This is a genomic window from Streptacidiphilus sp. MAP12-16 (assembly GCF_041262165.1).
Lineage (GTDB): Bacteria > Actinomycetota > Actinomycetes > Streptomycetales > Streptomycetaceae > Streptacidiphilus.
Genome location: NZ_JBGCBY010000052.1, coordinates 1 through 20,814, shown reverse-complemented (window position 1 = coordinate 20,814; position 20,814 = coordinate 1). Strand labels below are relative to the sequence as shown.

At 69.7% G+C, this 20,814-nt stretch carries 3 protein-coding genes; all 3 read right to left on the bottom strand.

Features of this window, described 5'->3' with window-relative positions:
• Positions 1 to 4,144 (bottom strand): type I polyketide synthase (locus ABIA33_RS37035; RefSeq protein WP_370088420.1); only part of this gene is annotated, 4,144 nt, incomplete at its 3' end.
• A 12-nt stretch (positions 4,145 to 4,156) separates the two neighbouring features.
• On the bottom strand, positions 4,157 to 13,756 hold the full coding sequence (locus tag ABIA33_RS37030; RefSeq protein ID WP_370088422.1) for a type I polyketide synthase: 9,600 nt from the start codon (positions 13,754 to 13,756) through the stop codon (positions 4,157 to 4,159).
• A gap of 42 nt (positions 13,757 to 13,798) precedes the next feature.
• Positions 13,799 to 20,814: type I polyketide synthase (locus tag ABIA33_RS37025; protein WP_370088418.1), on the bottom strand; the 7,016-nt coding region annotated here is incomplete at its 5' end.

Genomic DNA, 20,814 nt, shown 5'->3' with positions numbered 1-20,814 from the left:
ACTCCGGCTCGCCCGCAACCAAAGCCGCCGACAGCGCCTCCCGCGAGAAGTCCCCACCATCCACATCCACCAGCACAAACCGGTCAGGATTCTCCGCCTGCGCGGACCGCACCAAACCCCACACCGGCGCATCTGCCAGATCGTCAACACCCGCAGACCCAGCAGCAACCGCCCCACGCGTCACCAACACCAAACGCGACCCGGCAAACCGCTCATCCGCCAACCACCCCTGCACCACACCCAACACACCACGCAACGCCGAACGCACCGCACCAGCGACACCATCAGTCGCCTTGCCTGGCACCAAGGAAACGATCACCGCGTCGGGAACCGCAGCACCACCGTCCACGGCAGCGCCAAGCGCAGCCAGATCCGCGAACGCCTCAGCCCCGGAGCCCACCACACCCAGGGCATCTGAACCCAGCACAGCCCAACGACCCGCCGGTGCAGCCAACACCGGCAACGCCGACCACTCCACCCGGAACAACGACTCCACAAACCCACCGCGCGCCGCCCGAACCTGCTCCTCCGACACCGCACGCAACGTCAGCGAGTCAACCGACGCAACCGGCTGCCCGGACTCGTCCGCCAGCACCAGCGACACCGCGTCCGGCCCGGTACGCGACATCCGCACGCGCAATTTCGTAGCACCCGAGGCGTGTAGCGTCACGCCGTTCCACGAGAACGGAAGCCGCCCGCCGCCCGTGTCCTCCAGCAGGCTGCCGATGCCGACCGCGTGCAGAGCGGCGTCGAGCAGGGCTGGGTGAAGGCCGAAGGCGGCAGCTGTCTCCCGCGCGAGCTCCGGAAGCGCAACTTCCGCGAATACCTCATCGCCCTTGCGCCAGGCCGCGCGCAGACCCTGGAACACCGGACCATAACCGAACCCGGCCCCGGCGAGGCGCTCATAGAGGTCCCCGACCTCAACCACCACCGCACCAACCGGAGGCCACTCCGACAGCTCAAACGACACCGGATCAGCACCAGTAGCCAGCACACCCGTGGCATGCCGCGTCCACGGCTCCTCACCCGCCACATCCTCAAGCCGCGAATGCAGACTCAACCCGCGGCGACCCGAACCATCCGGCCCAGCCAACGCAAGCCGCAGCTGAACCCCACCCTGCTCAGGCAGCACCAACGGCGCCTCGATCAGCAGCTCCTCCAACACACCGCAACCGACCTCGTCACCCGCCCGAACCGCCAACTCCACAAACGCAGTCCCCGGCAACAGAACCGCACCCATCACCACATGATCGGCCAACCACGGATGCGTCCGCACCGACAACCGACCCGTAAACACCACCCCGTCCGAATCCGGCAACTCCACACACGCACCCAGCAACGGATGACCAGCCGCACCCAGACCAACCGAAGCGACATCGCCGACGGAGATACCGCCTTCGAGCCAGTAGCGCTGGCGCTGGAAGGCGTAAGTCGGCAGGTCGACCCGGCGTGCGCCCTGGCCGGCGAAGACCGCCTGCCAGTCCACCGTCACACCCCGCACGTGGAGGGTCGCCAGCGCGGTCGTCAGGACCTGAACCTCGGGACGCTCACCACGCAGCACCGGAGCGAAGACAGCCGCGTCGCCGTCGACCACACAGTCCTGACCCATCGCACTCAGCACCCCGTCGGGACCGAGCTCAACGAACGTGGTGACCCCCTGAGACTCCAACGTCTGCACAGCGTCGCAGAACCGCACCGCTTCACGGACATGCCGCACCCAGTACTCAGGCGAGCACAACTCCTCGGCCGTCGCTACCCCACCCGTCAGCGTCGAGACAATCGGAATGCGCGGGACATGGAACTCCAGCCCCTCCAGGACCTGACCGAAGTCGGCCAACATCCCTTCCATCAGCGGAGAGTGAAATGCATGACTGACGGCCAGTCGCTTCGTCTTGTGACCCCCGGCAGCCAACAGGGCCGCCACCTCCAGCACGACGTCCTCGACGCCGGAAATCACCACCGACGAAGGCCCGTTGACCGCCGCGATGCCCACCTCGGCCGTACGGCCCGCGAGCAGCGGCAGCACCTCCGCCTCGGCGGCCTGCACCGCCACCATCGCCCCATCGGACGGCAGCGCCTGCATCAACCGGCCACGCGCCGCAACCAGCACAGCCGCGTCCGCCAGCGACAACACCCCGGCCACATGCGCAGCCGCCAACTCGCCGATCGAATGCCCGGCCAGGAAATCCGGCCGCACACCCCACGCCTCCAGCAGACGGAACAGCGCCACCTCGACCGCGAACAACGCCGGCTGGGTATAGGCCGTCTGGTCCAACAGCCCGTCGGCGGCAAACACCACCTCGCGTAGCGGACGCTCCAGATGGCCATCCAGATGAGCGCACACCTCATCAAACGCATCCGCGAACACCGGGAAGGCCTCGTACAACTCCAGGGCCATGCGAGGACGCTGACTCCCCTGACCCGTGAAGAGGAAGGCGCTCCTTCCCTCAGTCACCGACCCCTGAACCAGGTTTGCTCCCGGCTCACCCGCAGCCAGCGCCGCCAGCCCCCGCAGGAAATCGTCCCGTCCGTCACCGACGACCACCGCACGACGGTCCAACGCCGCCCGACCCGTCGCCAACGAAAACCCCACGTCCGCCGACGACAGATCAGACCGTCTCTCAACGAGCGACACCAACCGTCCCGCCTGCGCCCGCAGGGCTTCGTCGCTCTTCGCCGACAGAACCCACGGCACTACCGAAGGCCTTACAGCCGTCCCGTCAATCGCATCCGGGGACTCGGCCGCTGGCGCCTGCTCCAGGATCGTATGCGCGTTTGTGCCGCTGACGCCGAAGGCCGAGACACCGGCTCGGCGCGGGCCACCGGTCTCCGGCCAGGGCCGTGCCTCGGTCAGCAGTTCGACAGAGCCCGCCGACCAGTCCACCTCCGCAGACGGCTGGTCAGCATGCAGGGTCGGCGGCAGCACCCCGTGCCGCATCGCCATCACCATCTTGATCACACCAGCCACACCGGCAGCCGCCTGCGTGTGACCGATGTTCGACTTCACCGACCCCAACCACAGCGGCGCCGCCCCTTCACGCTCCTGCCCGTAAGTGGCCAGGAGCGCCTGCGCCTCGATCGGGTCGCCCAGCTTGGTGCCCGTACCGTGCGCCTCCACGACGTCCACCTGGTCGGCGTCCAACCGCGCGCTGGCGAGGGCCTGCCGGATGACGCGCTGCTGGGACGGACCGTTCGGGGCGGTGAGGCCGTTGCTCGCGCCGTCCTGGTTCACGGCAGAGCCGCGGACCACTGCCAGCACCGGATGTCCATTGCGGCGGGCATCCGACAACCGCTCCACCAGCAGCATCCCGACGCCCTCGGACCAGCCGGTGCCGTCCGCGTCCGCCGAGAACGCCTTGCAGCGCCCGTCGGCGGCCAGGCCGTGCTGGCGGCTGAACTCAACGAACACGTCAGGGGTCGCCAGCACCGTCGCACCGCCCGCCAGAGCGAGGGAGCACTCTCCCTGCCGCAGTGCCTGCACCGCGAGGTGGAGCGCGACGAGCGAGCTGGAGCAGGCCGTGTCGACCGTGACCGCGGGCCCCTCGAAGCCGAACGTGTAGGACAGACGGCCGGACACCACACTGGCCGCGTTGCCCGTCAGCAGATAACCCTCGACGCCCTCCGGCAGCTCGTCCGTGACTGAGCTGTACCCCTGTGAGGAGGCGCCGACGAACACCCCGACCTGGCTGCCGCGCACCGACTCCGGGTCGATGCCGGCGCGCTCGAAGACCTCCCACGTGGTCTCCAGCAGCAGCCGCTGCTGCGGATCCATTGCCAGCGCCTCACGCGGCGAGATCCCGAAGAACCCGGGATCGAACTGGGCAGCATCGTGGAGAAAGCCTCCACCGCGCGCGTAGAACGTCCCCTGCCGGTCAGGGTCCGCGTCGTACAGGCCCGCAACGTCCCAGCCTCGGTCGGTAGGGAAATCGGAGATGGCGTCGCCGGAGTCGGCCACCAGCTGCCACAGCGCCTCAGGTGACTGCACTCCGCCGGGGAACCGGCAACTCATCGCCACGATCGCTATCGGCTCCCGCGAACCCGCGATGAGCTGCTGGTTCTGCCGGCGCAAGCGGTCCGTCTCCTTGAGGGACGCCCGCAGCGCTTCAACGATTTTTTCGTTGGACGTGGTCATCATGAGCTCCACACTTCGGGCGTGTCAGGATTCGTTGCTGTCGAGGGCGATGTTGATAAGGCTTGCCACGTCCATCGTGTCGATGAGGTGCATCTCATCGCCGCGGCTCAGGGTTGAGGCGTCTTCGCGGGAGTCGGCAAGCTGCAGCAGGGTCTCCAGGAGTCCCATCTCCCTGAACCTGGCGAGCGGAATGGACGCCAGCGCGTGCCGCAACTCCACCTCCTGGGGGTCAAGAGCCTCCCCACGTGCGCCGTCCGGGAACAGGTCGTCCCGGAGGTGCTCGGCGAGTGCGGCAGGCGTGGGGTAGTCGAAGACCACCGTGGCGGGCAGCGCGAGACCCGTCGCCTTGTTGAGCTGGTTGCGCAGTTCGACGGCGGTCAGTGAATCGAAGCCGAGCTCCCGGAAGGCCCGGCCGGGTTCCACCGACTGCGCTCCGGGATAGCCCAGCACCGCAGCCACCTGACCGCGTACGAGCTCCAGCAGCACCCGGTCCCGATCAGCCCCGGCCAGCCCGGCCAGCTCGGCACGCATACCGGCCGACTCGCCGGTCGCCACGACGGCGGCCCGACCGGCCTCCAGCGCCCGCTGCACCTCGGGCAGATCCCCGATCAGCGGCCGAGGACGAAGCGCGGCGAAGGCGGGCGCGAACTGCTCCCAGTCGACATCGGCGACCACCGACGTGGCCTCACCGCACTCCAGCGCCCGCTGCAAGCCCAGCAACGCCAGACCCGGCGCCATCACCAGCAAGCCGTGCCGCCGCAGATGCTCCGCAGCACCCTCGCCGGCAGCCATACCGCTCTCGGCCCACGGCCCCCACGCCACCGACGTCCCCACCAGACCACGCGAACGACGCCCCTCCACCAACGCATCCAGGAACGCGTTCGCCGCCGCGTATCCCGCCTGCCCACCACTGCCCCACACACCGGCAATCGACGAGAACGCGACGAAGGCATCAAGATCGACACCCTCCAGCAGCGCATCCAGATGCACCGCCCCAGACACCTTCGCCTCGACAACAGCGGCCAGGTCAGCCTGGTTGCTGTGCATCAGCGCGACATCGGCAAGCGCACCCGCCGCATGCACCACACCCGTCAACGGGAACGCCACCGGCACCGACTCCAGCACGCCTGCGAGCGCCTCCCGGTCCGCCACATCACAGGCCGTCACCGTGACTTCAGCGCCCAAGGCGACCAGCTCGTCCCGCAACTCCGCGGCACCGGGCGCATCCAGCCCACGACGACTCGTCAACACCAGATGCTCGGCACCGTTACGCGCCAACCAGCGCGCCACCTGCCCACCCAACGCACCCGTACCACCAGTAATCAGCACCGTCCCACGCGGCTGCCACATCGCACCCGGCGCCTCCGTCCCCGCGGCACGCACCAACCGACGCGCGAACACACCCGAGGACCGCACCGCCACCTGGTCCTCACCGCCAGTACCACCCGCCAGCACACCCAACAGACGCGACCACGTACGCCCGTCGACCACCTCGGGCAGATCGACCAGACCACCCCAGCGCTCCGGAAGCTCCAGAGCGGCCACCCGACCCAGACCCCACACCTTCGCCTGCACCGCACTGACCAGCCGCTCCGAACGACCCGTCGACACCGCACCCCGCGTCACACACCACAACGGAGCCAGCACCCCGGCATCACCCAACGCCTGCACCAACACCACCGTCGACGCCAGACCCGCCGCCACCACCGAACCCTCACCACAAGGACCCTCATCAAGAGCCACCAGCGACAACACACCCGCCACCGAGTCGACACCCACCACGTCCATCACACGCTCGGCAAACCCAGCGCGCTCCACACCCGCCCCGCCAACCTCAACCTGACGAACCTCGACCCCGCACCCCGCCAACGCCCGCACGACGCCCGACACCGCAACGTCCCCCGAGAATCCGGCCGGAACCACCACCAGCCACATCCCAGAAACCGCACCCGACGCCGCCTCACCAACCCGCTTCCACTCAACCCGGTACCGCCAACCATCCACCCTCGACAGCTCACGACCCCGCCGACGCCACGCCGACAACGCCGGCAGCGCTGAACGGAGCGACTGGTCACTGTCGACGTTCAACGTCGCGGTCAGCGCCTCGAAGTCCTCACGCTCCACCACGTCCCAGAACTGGGCGTCCACCGCGTCCGACGCGGTGGACCCACCGGCCGGAGCGGCCACCGGCGCCTTGGGCCAGTACCGCTGGCGTTGGAAGGCGTAGGTGGGCAGGTCGACCCGCTGCGCGCCCAGGCCGGCGAACATGGCCGACCACTCCATCGCCACGCCACGGACGTGCGCCCGCGCGATGGCCGTCGTCAGCGCCAGGACCTCGGACCGGCCTGCACGCAGGACGGGGGCGAACACGGCCACATCAGGGTCGACCACGCAGTCCTGACCCATCGCGCTCAGGACCCCGTCGGGCCCCAGCTCTATGTAGGTGGTGACCCCCTGGCCCTCCAGAGTGCGCATTCCATCCAGGAACCGGACGGCCTGGCGGGCGTGGCGCACCCAGTACTCCGCCGAACACATCTCCTCAGCGGTCGCGACCCCACCCGTCATCGTCGAGACGATCGGGATACGCGGCGCCTCGAACGACAACCCCTCAACGACCTGGCGGAACTCGGCCAGCATGCCGTCCATGAGCGGCGAGTGAAAGGCGTGACTGACGGTCAACTGCTTCGTCCTGCGGCCCTCGCCTGCGAGCTTCGCGGCAACCTCCAGGACGGCGGACTCGTCACCGGCGATGACCACCGACGACGGTCCGTTGACGGCAGCGATGCTCACCTCCGCCTCGCGGCCGGTCAGCAGCGGCAGCACCTCAGCCTCCGACGCCTCAAGTGCGACCATCGCGCCGGCAGTCGGCAGCGCCTGCATCAACCGGCCACGGGCCGTAACCAGAGCGGCCGCGTCTGCAAGTGACATCACACCTGCGACGTGCGCAGCGGCCAGCTCACCGATCGAGTGCCCCGCCAGGACGTCCGGACGAAGCCCCCACGCCTCCAACAGGCGGAACAGCGCCACCTCGACCGCGAACAACGCCGGCTGCGTGTAGACCGTCCGGTCCAGCAATCCGTCGGCGGGCGAACGATCTACCGCGAACAACACCTCCTGCAACGGACGGTCCAGGTGCTCGTCCAGCTCCGCGCACACCGCGTCGAGAGCCTCGGCGAAGACCGGGTACGTCTTGTACAACTCAGCTCCCATGCCCTGCCGCTGACTGCCCTGCCCGGTGAACAGGAACGCGACCCTGCCGCCTGCGGCAGAGCCCCGGACCACAGTTGCATCGGAGCCACCTGAGGCCAACCCCTGCAATCCCCGCAGCAACCCCTCATTGTCAGCGGCCACCACTACCGCACGATGCTCCAGCGCAGACCGACTGGTCGCCAGCGAGTACGCCATATCGAGCAGCCCGATCCCGGGCGCGGCGCTCAGCTGCGCGCGCAGCCGCTCCGCCTGGGCCTTCAGTGCCTCCTCGCTCCGCGCCGACACGATCATCGGCAGCACCGGGGCCGTCAGCATGGCAGGCTCCGCCGGAGCATCGGCCACATCAACAGCAGGGGCCTGTTCCAGGACGGCATGGGCGTTCGTTCCACTCATGCCGAACGACGACACTGCCGCCCGGCGGGGGCGACCGGTCTCCGGCCACGCCTCGGCCTCGGCGAGCAGCGAGATCGCACCGCTCGACCAGTCCACCTGAGCGGACGGTGCGTCAATGTGCAGGCTCTGCGGCAGCACGCCGTGTTGCATGGCCAGCACCATCTTGATCACGCCTGCGACGCCGGCCGCGGCCTGGGTGTGCCCGATGTTGGACTTCACCGAGCCAAGCAGCAGGGGCCGGTCCTCGGGCCGGTTCTGGCCGTAGGTGGCCAGGAGGGCCTGGGCTTCGATCGGGTCGCCCAGGGAGGTCCCGGTGCCGTGCGCCTCGACCGCATCGACCTGATCCGCCGTCAGCCGGGCGTTGGCCAGGGCCTGCCGGATCACCCGCTGCTGCGACGGACCGTTCGGCGCCGTCAGACCGTTGCTCGCACCGTCCTGGTTGACCGCACTCCCACGCACCACCGCGAGCACCGGATGCCCATTGCGGCGAGCGTCCGAGAGTCGCTCCACCAGCAGCATCCCGACTCCCTCACCCCAGCCCGTGCCGTCGGCCGCGTCAGCGAACGGCTTGCAGCGGCCGTCGGAAGCCAGGCCGCGCTGCCGACTGAACTCGACGAAGGCCCCCGGGGTGGACATGATCGTCACGCCGCCGACCAAGGCGAGCGTGCACTCTCCCGATCGCAGCGCCTGCACGGCCAGGTGCAGCGCAACCAGCGAGGAGGAGCATGCGGTGTCGACCGTGACGGCCGGGCCCTCCAGATCGAAGGTGTAGGACAGTCGCCCCGACACGACACTCGCCGCGGTGCCAGTGCCCAGCTGGCCCTCCAGTTCCTCCGGCGAGTTCGCCGCGAAGGCGAGGTAGTCCTGCCCGTTGGTACCGACGAACACCCCCGCCTGGCTGCCGCGCACGGTGGCCGGGTCGATCCCGGCCCGCTCGAACGCCTCCCACGAGGTCTCCAGCAGCAACCGCTGCTGCGGATCCATCGCCAGCGCCTCACGCGGGCTGATCCCGAAGAAGACGGGGTCGAAATCGGCGGCGGCTGAGAGGAAACCGCCTTCCCTGGCATAGCTCGTGCCCGTGTGGTCGGGGTCCGCGTCGTACAGCGACGCGAGATCCCAGCCACGGTCGGTCGGGAAGTCCGCGATGGCGTCGCCACCGGCCGCTAGCAGTTCCCACAGCTCCTCGGGTGAGCGTACGCCGCCGGGGAACCGGCAGCTCATCGCCACGATCGCGATCGGCTCGTCGTCCGCCGCGGATGTCGGCGCGGGCGTGAGGACGGTCGTTCCCTCGCCGAAGACCTCTGTCCGAAGATACTGGGACAGGGCGGCCGACGTCGGATAGTCGAAGACCAGGGTGGTCGGAAGGTTCAACCCGGCGGCGGCATTCAGCCGGTTCCGCAGCTCGACGGCGGTGAGCGAGTCGAATCCCAGTTCCCTGAAGGCCCGGCCCGGGTCCACCGCGTCGGGTCCGCCGTAGCCCAGGACGGCGGCGACCTGCGTGCGGACCAGTTCGAGCAGCGCGCCTTCACGCTCGGTCTCCGACATTCCCGCCAACTGCTGGGCCAGCGAGCTCCGTTGGGCCGACTCGTCACCGGCAGTCGTCCCGGTGGTCGCCAGGGCCTCCCGAGCCTCGGGAATCTCGTTGAACAGCGTGCTGCGGTCCGACGTACCGGAGCCGGCGAGCAGCCGGTCCCAGGCGATGTCAGCAACCGCCAGGAGTCCGGCGTCACCGCGATCGAGCGCTTGCTGGAGGGCGGTGATCGCGAGCTCCGGGGCCATCGGTGGGACGCCGTCGCGCCGCAGGCGCTGTTCGACGACCCCGTCAGCGGCCATTCCGCCTTGGCCCCAGGGGCCCCAGGCGATGGACGTCGCTGTCAGTCCGTCGGCACGACGCTGCTCGGCCAGCGCATCGAGGAACGCGTTGGCCGCAGCGTAGTTACCCTGACCCGCGCTGCCGATCGTGCCGGCGGTGGAGGAGAACAGGACGAATGCGGTGAGGTGCAGAGCGGAGGTGAGCTCGTGCAGGTTCCGCGCCCCTCCCACCTTCGCAGACGCCACCCGCTCGAACCGCTCCGGCGTCAGACCGTCCACCACGCCGTCGTCCAGCACGCCGGCCGTGTGGAACACACCCGACACCGGGAACTCCGCCAACAGCCCCGCGAGGGCATCCCGGTCGGCCACATCGCACGCCGCCACCGTCACCTCAGCACCCAGCGCGACCAACTCGTCCCGCAACTCCACGGCACCCGGCGCATCCAACCCACGACGACTCGTCAACACCAGGTGCTCGGCACCGTTACGCGCCAGCCAGCGCGCCACCTGCGCACCCAACGCACCCGTACCACCGGTGACCAGCACCGTCCCACTCGCCCGCCACACCGCGCCCGGGGTCTCCGGCCCGGCGGCACGCACCAGCCGACGCGCGAACACACCCGAAGACCGCACCGCGACCTGGTCCTCAACACCACCAGCACCCGCCAGGACACCCAGAAGGCGCGACAGCGCCCGCTCATCCAGCGCCTCGGGCAGGTCCAGCAGACCACCCCAACGTTCCGGATGCTCCAAAGCGGCCACCCGACCCAGACCCCACACCTGCGCCTGCACCGCACTCGCCAAGCGCTCCGAACGACCCGTCGACACCGCACCCCGCGTCACACACCACAACGGAGCCAGCACCCCGGCATCACCCAACGCCTGGGTGAGCACCGCCGTCGCGGCAAGCCCGGCCGGCACCGTCGAATGCAGGGGGTGCGGGTCCTCGTCCAGTGCCAGCAGGGACAGCACGCCAGTAATGGGCCTGCCGTCAGTGATGCTGTCCCGCAGGACCTCGACCGCAGCCTCGCGGTGGACGCCGGCGCCCGCCAGCTCGATCTGACGGACTTCCGCGCCATGCCCGGCCAATGCCGCGACACTGTCCATCACCCAAGGGTCCGCGGCATGCCCCGCCGGAATCACGACCAGCCAAGTCCCGGAAGGTACACCGGTCGCGAGATCGCTCATCGGCTTCCAGCTGACGCGGTAGCGCCAGCCGTCCACCGTGGACTGCTCGCGGCTCTGCCGACGCCACGCCGACAGAGCCGGCAGCACCGAACTCAGCGGCTGGTCACCGTCCAGATCCAGAACCGAGGACAGCGCCTCCAGGTCACCACTTTCGACGACCTCCCAGAAACGGGCGTCCGTTGCGTTCGGTGCAACCTCGACTGCCGCCGAGGACCCACCCGACTCCAGCCAGTACCGCTCGCGCTGGAAGGCGTAGGTCGGCAGTTCGACGCGGCGGCCGCCACGCCCGGCGAAGACAGCCGCCCAGTCCAGGCCTGCGCCGCGCACATACGCCTGCGCGACGGCGGTGGTCAGGGTCTGGGCCTCGGGCGAGCCCCTCCGCAGTGCCGGCACCAAGGCAGCAGATTGCGTCGCGACGAGGCAGTCGTGGCCCATCGCGCTGAGCACCCCGTCCGGGCCCAGTTCGACGAAAAGGGTGACGCCCTGGGCTTCCAGCGTCCGCATCGCGTCCAGGAAGCGGACGGCGTCGCGGACATGTCGCACCCAGTACTCGGGCGAGCAGAGCTCCTCTGCGGAGGCGAGTTCGCCGGTCAGCGTGGAGACGATCGGGATTCGAGGCGCGTCGAAGGTCAGGCCCGCGACGACCTCGCGGAAGTCGGCAAGCATCCCGTCCATGTGCGGGGAGTGAAACGCATGGCTGACATTCAGCCGCTTCGTCTTGACGCCTAGTGCTGTCAGCTGCGCGGCGATGTCGAGTACCGCGGCTTCGTCCCCGGCGATCACCGTGGCCATGGGGCCGTTGACGGCGGCGATACCCGCCTCGGCCTCGCGGCCCGCCAGCAGCGGCACCACCTCGGCCTCCGCCGCCTGCACCGCTACCATGGCTCCGCCGGAAGGCAGTTGTTGCATCAGTTGGCCGCGGGCCGCCACCAGCACGGACGCGTCCGCAAGCGACAGCACACCCGCTGCGTGTGCGGCGGCCAGCTCGCCGATGGAATGCCCGGCCAGGACGTCGGGACGCAGGCCCCATGCCTCCAGCAGGCGGTACAGAGCCACCTCAACAGCGAAGAGCGCCGGCTGCGTATACGCGGTCCGGTCGAGCAGCTCCGCATCCGCCGTACTCTCCGCCGCAAAGAGCACGTCGAGAAGAGGTCGGTCCAGGTGCTTGTCCAGGTGTGCGCAGACGTCGTCCAGGGCTGAGGCGAACACGGGGAACGCCGCATACAACTCCCGTCCCATGCCGATCCGCTGGCTGCCCTGCCCGGTGAAGAGGAAGGCGACCTGGCCCTCGGTGGCGGAGCCCTGGAGCTGTGGGGTCGTGGACTCGCCCGATGCCAGCGCGTGCAGTCCCCGCCGGAATTCGTCACGTTCCGTTGCGACGAGCACCGCGCGATCCGGGAGGGCTGAGCGCGTCGTCGCCAAGGAGTAGCCGACGTCGACAGGGTTGAACCCCGGGTCGGTCGCCAGGTGTTGGAGTAGTCTTCCTGCCTGCGCCCGCAGCGCCTCGGTGCCCTTGGCGGAGAGAATCCACGGGGTGAGGCCAGCCTCCACCCGCACGGCCAGCTCGGGGGCCTGGTGGGTCGACGCGTGGTCGGTGTCCGGAGCGTCCTGTGCCACGGCCTCCTCCAACGGGGCGGCAGCCTGTTCCAGGATGGTGTGGGCGTTGGTGCCGCTCACGCCGAAGGAGGACACCGCCGCCCGGCGCGGTTGCCCGGTCTCCGGCCAGGGCGTCGCCGCGGTCAGCAGCGACACGGCGCCCGCCGACCAGTCCACGTGCGGGGTCGGCTCGTCGACGTGCAGGGTCGGCGGCAGCACGCCGTGCCGCATCGCCATCACCATCTTGATGATCCCGGCGACACCGGCGGCGGCCTGGGTGTGGCCGATGTTGGACTTCAGCGAGCCCAGCCACAGCGGGCGGTCCGCCGGGTGTTCCCGACCGTAGGTGGCCAGCAGCGCCTGCGCCTCGATCGGATCGCCCAGCGTCGTACCCGTGCCGTGCGCCTCGACTGCGTCCACCTGGTCGGCGTTCAAGCGCGCATCGGCCAGTGCCTGCCGGATGACGCGCTGCTGCGCCGGGCCGTTGGGAGCGGTGAGGCCGTTGCTCGCACCATCCTGGTTCACGGCGCTGCCGCGCACCACCGCGAGCACCGGGTGCCCGTTGCGCTGTGCGTCCGAGAGCCGCTCCACCAGCAGCATGCCGACGCCCTCGGACCATCCGGTTCCGTCCGCTGCCGCCGCGAACGACTTGCACCGGCCGTCGGCCGCGAGACCGCGCTGCCGGCTGAACTCGACGAACACGTCAGGGGTGGCCATCACCGTCACGCCGCCGACCAGCGCCTGTGAGCAGTCGCCCTTGCGCAGCGCCTGGCACGCCCAGTGCAGGGCGACCAGCGAGGACGAGCAGGCGGTGTCCACGGTGGCGGCTGGACCTTCGAGTCCGAGGGTGTAGGCGATGCGCCCGGACAGCACGCTGGTCGCGTTGCCGGTCAGCAGGCGTCCCTCGACGCCCTCCGGCACCTCCTTCAGGTCCGAGCCGTAACCCTGGTAGCCGGCGCCGACATACACGCCCGTGCGGCTGCCGCGCAGCGACGCCGGATCGATGCCGGCCCGCTCGAACACCTCCCAGGTGGTTTCGAGCAGCAGGCGCTGCTGCGGATCCATGGCCAGGGCCTCGCGCGGCGAGATCCCGAAGAACTCGGGGTCGAACTGCGGGGCTTCGTGGAGAAACCCGCCGCCGCGTGCGTAGAAGGTGCCCTGGCGGTCGGGGTCCGCGTCGTACAGGCCCTCGACGTCCCAGCCGCGGTCGGTCGGGAAGGGTGAGATGGCGTCACCGCCGGAGACCACCAGCTGCCACAGGTCCTCCGGCGACTGCACGCCGCCGGGGAGTCGGCAGCTCATCGCCACGATCGCGATCGGCTCCTCCTCTGCCGCCTCCACCTCGCGCAGACGGCGGTTGGCCCGGCGCAGCTCTGCGGTCATCCACTTGAGGTGATCGAGGAGCTTCTTTTCGTCTGCCATCAGAGCGCCACCTTCGGAGAGGCCGGAACGAGTACGGTCGTCAACTCAGGACCTGCCGAATTCCTTGTTGATGATGTCGAAGAGGTCGTCCGCCGACGCATCGTCCAATTCGCTGTCAGCAGCGCTGTCCGCATCGTCGTCGGCCGCATTCCACTTCGACAGGAGTGCCTGGAGTCGAGAAGTGACGCGGGCACGTTCGTCAGCGTCGGGAGACTTGGCGGAGAGGGCGTGTTCCAGGGCGTCGAGCTCCGCGAGCACGGGCACGACGTCTGCGGGGCCGTCACCGACGATCTCCGATCGCAGGTGATCGGCCAGGGCCACGGGGTTGGGATAGTCGAAGACCAGGCTCGTCGGCAGACGGAGCCCGGTGGCCGCGTTCAGCCGGTTGCGGAGCTCGACGGCGGTCAGCGAGTCGAAGCCCAACTCGTTGAACGCCCGGCCCGCTTCGACCGCCCCGGCTCCGGCGTACCCCAGGACCGCGGCGACCTCCGTCCGCACCAGGTCGAGCAGCGCACGCTCCCGGTCGGCGGCCGGGAGCCCGCGCAGCCGCTCCTGGAAGGCCGCCGACTCGTCCTCGGCCACGCTGTCCGTACCGGCCGTCGCCCCCTCCAGTGCCTCGTGGGCTTCGGGGACGTCGCCGATCAGCGGGCGCGGGCGGGCGGCGGTGAACGCCGGTGCGAACAATGCCCAGTCCATGTCGGCGACGGTCAGCGTCGCCTCCTGGTGGTCCAGCGCCTGCTGGAGAGCCCTGATCGTCAGTTCCGGTGACATCACCCGCAGGCCGCGCCGACGCAACTGCTCGGCTGCGCCGTCGGCCGCCGCCATCCCGATCTCGCCCCACGGGCCCCAGGCCACCGAGGTTGCCGGCAGGCCGGCCGCGCGGCGTCGCTCCGCCAGGGCGTCCAGGAAGGCGTTCGCTGCCGCGTAGCCGCTCTGACCACCGCTGCCCCACACGCCGGCGATTGAGGAGAACATCACGAAGGCGTCCAGTTCGGAGTCGCCGAGCACCGCGTCCAGGTGGACCGCGCCGGAGACCTTGGCGTCGACGACCCCGGACAGCTCGGCCAGGTCGCTGTCCATCAGCGCCGTGTCCTGCGTGACACCCGCCGCATGCACCACCGCTCGCAGCGGCGTCCCGTCGGCCGACAGCCGCTTCACGAGCGCCTCCACCGCCGCGCGATCGGACACGTCACAGGCTTCGAGGGTGACCTCGGCACCCAACTCGGTCAGTTCTTCCTCGAGTTCGACCGCGCCGGGGGCGTCGGCCCCCCGGCGGCCGACGAGCACCAGGTGCGCGGCACCGTTGCGGGCCAGCCAGCGGGCCACCTCCGCGCCCAGCGCGCCGGTGCCGCCCGTGACCAGGACCGTTCCTCGCGGCTTCCATGCCGCGAGGGATCCCTCCGGCCTGGGAGCCCGTACCAGTCGGCGGCCCAGGACCCCGGACGGCCGCACCGCGACCTGGTCCTCGTCGCCCGCACCGGCGAGCACTCCCACCAGACGCGACAGCGCCCTCTCGTCCACCCTCTCAGGCAGGTCGACCAGACCGCCCCATCGCTCCGGGTGCTCCAGGGCCACCACCCGGCCCAGACCCCACACCTGGGCCTGCACCGCGCCGACAAGCGGGTCGGATGTCCCCGTGGCGACCGCACCACGGGTCGCGCACCACAGCGGGGCGCCGACGGCCGCGTCGCCCAGTGCCTGGGCGAGCAGCGAGGTCGCGGCGAGTCCGGCCGAGAGCGCGGGGTACGTGGGGTGCGGGTCCTCGTCCAGGGCCAGCAGCGACAGCACACCACCCAGGTCCGTGGCCTCGGCGAGCTCGGTGCGCAGCGCGTCGGCGAGGAGGGCGCGGTCGCACGTGGCCGCGTCCACGGTGAGCTGCCGGACCTGGGCACCGCGCTCGGCGAGCGCCAGGACTGTTCGCGACACCCACGCGTTCTCGGCGTGGGCGGCCGGAAGGACCACCAGCCAGCTGCCGGACAGCACTCCGGTCGATGCGTCGACCGGCGTATCGGTCAGTGGCTTCCAGGTGACCCGGTACCGCCAGCCGTCCACGACGGACTGCTCACGCCGCTGGCGACGCCACGCGGACAGCACCGGCAGCATGGGAGCGAGCGCACTCAGCGGGGACTGCGCATCGTCCGTGCCGTCGACCTCCAGAGTCGCGGCGAGTGCCGCCAGGTCCTCGCTCTCCACGGCCTCCCAGAAGCGGGCGTCCGTCGAGTCCGTATGGGCCGAGGCGTCGGCGGACGCTGCCTTGGCGACGGCCACCGGCTCCGGCCAGTAGCGCTGCCGCTGGAAGGCGTAGGTGGGCAGGTCGACCCGCTGCGCGCCCTGGCCGGCGAAGACCGCCTGCCAGTCCACGGCCACTCCTCGCACGTGCAGCTGTGCGACGGCCGTGGTCAGAGCGCGGGCCTCGGGACGTTCGCCCCGCAATGCCGGGGCGAATATCACTGCGTCGGCATCGGCAGCGCAGTCCTGGCCCATCGCGCTGAGTACGCCATCGGGGCCGAGCTCCACGAACGTGGTGACGCCCTCGCGCTCCAGCGTCTGCACGGCGTCGCAGAAGCGCACCTCCTCGCGGACGTGGCGCACCCAGTACTCGGGCGAACGTAGATCGGCTACTGCGGCGAGCTGTCCGGTCAGGGTGGAGACGATCGGGATGCGGGGCGCTTCGAAGGACATGGTCTCGGCGATGCGGCGGAAGTCCGCCAGCATGTCGTCCATCAGCGGGGAGTGGAAGGCGTGGCTGACGGTCAGCCGCTTGGTCTTGCGACCCTCGGCGGCCAGCAGGGCCGCCACCTCCAGCACGGCGTCCTCGACACCGGAGAGCACGACGGCGTTCGGACCGTTGACCGCCGCAATGCCCACCTCGGCCTCGCGGCCCGCCAGCAGCGGCAGCACCTCAGCCTCGGCGGCCTGCACCGCCACCATCGCCCCACCGGACGGCAGCGCCTGCATCAACCGGCCACGCGCCGCAACCAGCACAGCCGCATCAGCCAACGACAACACCCCGGCCACATGCGCAGCCGCCAACTCGCCGATCGAATGCCCGGCCAGGAAGTCCGGCCGCACACCCCACGCCTCCACCAGACGGAACAGCGCCACCTCAACCGCGAACAACGCCGGCTGCGTGAACTCGGTCCGGTCCAGCATTCCCTCGGCGGTAAACACCACCTCGCGCAGCGGACGCTCCAGCTGGCCATCCAGATGCGCACACACCTCGTCAAACGCATCCGCGAACACCGGGAACGCCTCATACAGCTCCCGGCCCATGCCCACACGCTGACTACCCTGCCCGGTGAACAAGAACGCAACCCGGCCCTCGACCACCGAACCCTGCACCACGTTCGCCGCCGACTCACCCCCAGCCAGCACCGCCAACCCGCGCAGGAACTCCCCCCGTCCACCAGCCACAACCACCGCACGACGCTCCAACGCCGCCCGACCCGTCGCCAACGAAAACCCAAGGTCTGCCGACGACAGATCCGCCAGTTCCTCCATGCATGATTGCAGTTCCAGCGCCTGTGCCCGCAGCGCCGCAGGGTTCTTGGCCGAAAGGACCCACGGCACCGCAGAAGGCGCCACGGTTACCGCAGCATCAGCCTCCGCTGCCTCGGCCACGGGTGCCTGCTCGATGATGGTGTGGGCGTTGGTGCCGCTGATTCCGAAGGCGGAGATGCCTGCGCGGCGGGGCTGGCCGGTCTCCGGCCACGGCGTGGCCTGCGTCAACAACGACACACCACCCGCCGACCAGTCCACCTGCGGAGTGGGCTCATCCACATGCAACGTCTGCGGCAACACCCCGTGCCGCATCGCCATCACCATCTTGATCACACCAGCCACACCCGCAGCCGCCTGCGTATGCCCGATGTTCGACTTCACCGACCCCAACAGGAGCGGACGATCCCCAGCCCGCTCCTGGCCATACGTCGCCAGCAGCGCCTGCGCCTCGATCGGATCACCCAACCGAGTACCCGTCCCATGCGCCTCCACCGCATCGACCTGCCCCGCCGACAAACCCGCCGACGCCAACGCCTGCCGAATCACCCGCTGCTGCGACGGACCATTCGGCGCCGTCAGACCATTACTCGCACCATCCTGATTCACCGCACTACCACGCACCACAGCCAACACCGGATGCCCATTGCGCCGCGCGTCCGACAGCCGCTCCACCAGCAGCATCCCCGCACCCTCACCCCACCCCGTACCATCCGCCGCACCCGCGAACGCCTTACACCGCCCATCCACCGACAACCCACGCTGCCGACTGAACTCCACAAACAAGTCCGGCGTCGACATCACCGTCACACCACCAGCCAACGCCAACGAACACTCACCCGCACGCAACGCCTGCACCGCCAGATGCAACGCCACCAACGACGCCGAACACGCCGTATCCACCGACACCGCCGGACCCTCAAGCCCAAACGTGTACGACAACCGCCCCGACACCACACTCGTCGCCGTACCCGTCAAACGATGACCCTCGACTCCCTCGAGGCCGTCCACGAGAAGCGTGGCGTAGTCCTGGCCATTGGTGCCCACGAAGACACCTGACTGGCTGCCGCGCAGGGTCGCAGGGTCGATACCCGCCCGCTCGAACACCTCCCACGAGGTCTCCAGCAACAGCCGCTGCTGCGGATCCATCGACAGTGCTTCGCGCGGCGAGATCCCGAAGAAGTTCGGATCGAACTGCGTGACGTCCTCCAGGAACCCGCCCTCTCGGGCGTACGTGGTCCCCTGGTGGTCCGGGTCCGGGTGGTACAGCGACTCGATGTCCCAACCACGGTCCGTGGGGAACTCCGCGACGGCGTCGCCACCCGATACGAGCAGCTGCCACAGCTCCTCCGGGGAGCGGACGCCGCCGGGGAACCGGCAGCTCATCGCCACGATCGCGATCGGCTCGTCATCCACCGGAGCCGTCGGAAGCGCAACCGGCGCCACGACCTCAAGCTCCTGACCCAGCAGCTCGGACCGCAGATACTCAGCCAACGCCGCCGCCGACGGGTAGTCGAACACCAACGTCGCCGGCAACCGCAGACCCGTCGCCGCATTCAACCGGTTCCGCAGATCAACCGCCGTCAACGAATCAAAACCGAGCTCCTTGAACGCCCGACCCGACTCCACCGCCTCCGACCCCGCATACCCCAGCACCGCAGCAACCTGCATCCGCACCAGGTCCAATACCACCCGATCCCGCTCCACCCCCGACAACCCAAGCAAACGCTGCACCAACGACTGGGCCCCGCCGGCCGCGGTGTCACCGGACACCGCTCGTGCGGTGTCCATGATCTTGCGAGCCTCGGGGATTTCGTCGAACAACGTGCTCCGCCGGACCGCCACGGTCTCGGTCGCCACGCGGTCCCAGTCGATGTCGGCGACCGTCAGCACACTGTCGTCGTGGTCCAGGGCCTGCTGCAGAGCTGTGATCGCCAGCCCCGGAGCCATGCCCAGCACACCGTCACGGCGCAGCCGCTCGGCCACCACCACATCCTCGGTCGCCAACCCCGCATCCGCCCACGCACCCCAGGCAATCGACGTAGCCGGCAAACCCTCGGCACGACGTTGCTCAGCCAACGCATCAAGGAACGCGTTCGCCGCCGCATAGTTACCCTGACCCGCGCTACCCACCGTGCCCGCCATCGACGAGAACAGCACAAACGCGGACAGGTCCATCCCCGCAGTCAGCTCGTGCAGGTTCAGCGCCGCTGCCACCTTCGCCCGCGCCACCCTCGCAAACCGCTCCGCCGTCAGACCATCCACCACACCGTCGTCCAACACACCAGCCGTGTGGAACACACCCGACACCGGGAACTCCGCCAACAGCCCCGCCAGGGCATCCCGGTCGGCCACATCACACGCCGCCACCGTCACCTCAGCACCCAGCGCGACCAACTCGTCCCGCAACTCCACCGCACCCGGCGCATCCAACCCACGACGACTCGTCAACACCAGATGCTCGGCACCGTTACGCGCCAACCAACGCGCCACCTGCGCACCCAACGCACCCGTACCACCAGTGACCAGCACCGTCCCACGAGGCTGCCACGCGGAAGCCGACGCCTCCGGCCGCACCGCACGCACCAACCGACGCGCGAACACACCCGAAGACCGCACCGCCACCTGGTCCTCACCACCCGCACCCGCCAGCACACCCAACAGACGCGACAACGCACGCTCATCCATGCTTTCGGGCAGGTCCAGCAGACCACCCCAGCGATCCGGATGCTCCAGAGCCACCACCCGACCCAGACCCCACACCTGCGCCTGCACCGCACTCGCCAAGCGATCCGAACGACCCGTCGACACCGCACCCCGCGTCACACACCACAACGGAGCACCCACACCCACATCACCCAACGCCTGCACCAACGCCAGCGTCCCAACCACACCAGCACTGACCCCACCAGCAGCCGGAACCACAACCTCATCCAGCGCCAACAACGACAACACGCCCGCAACAGACGCACCATCAGAAGCCACATCCCGCAGAAGAGCGGCCAGAGCCTCGCGGTCGAGTCCAGCAGCGTCTACCTCGATCTGCCGCACGTCCGCACCACGCCCGGTCAGCGCCGAGACCGAGCCCGTGACCCATACGTCCTCAGAGTGGCCAACTGGAATCGCCACAAGCCAAGTACCGGACAGTTCCACGGAAGTGGACTCGCCCACCGGCTTCCAGTTGACCCGATAGCGCCAGGCGTCCACCTTGGACTGCTCGCGGCTCTGCCGACGCCACGCGGACAGCATCGGCAAAACGGCACCCAACGCATCGCCACCCTCGACATCAAGAGTCGCGGCCAACGCGTCTAGGTCCTCGTGCTCGACCGCCTGCCAGAAGCGTGCGTCCACCTCATCGACCTGCGCCACACCGTGCGTCGGTACGGCAGCCTCGAGCCAGTAGTGCTCGCGTTGGAAGGCGTAGGTGGGCAGTTCGACCTGCCGGGCGCCCCGGTCGGCGAACACCGCCGACCAGTCCACCCCCACACCCCGCACCTGGACCTCCCCCAACGACGCGAACAACCGCTCCAGGCCACCCTCACCACGCCGCAACGTCCCCAACG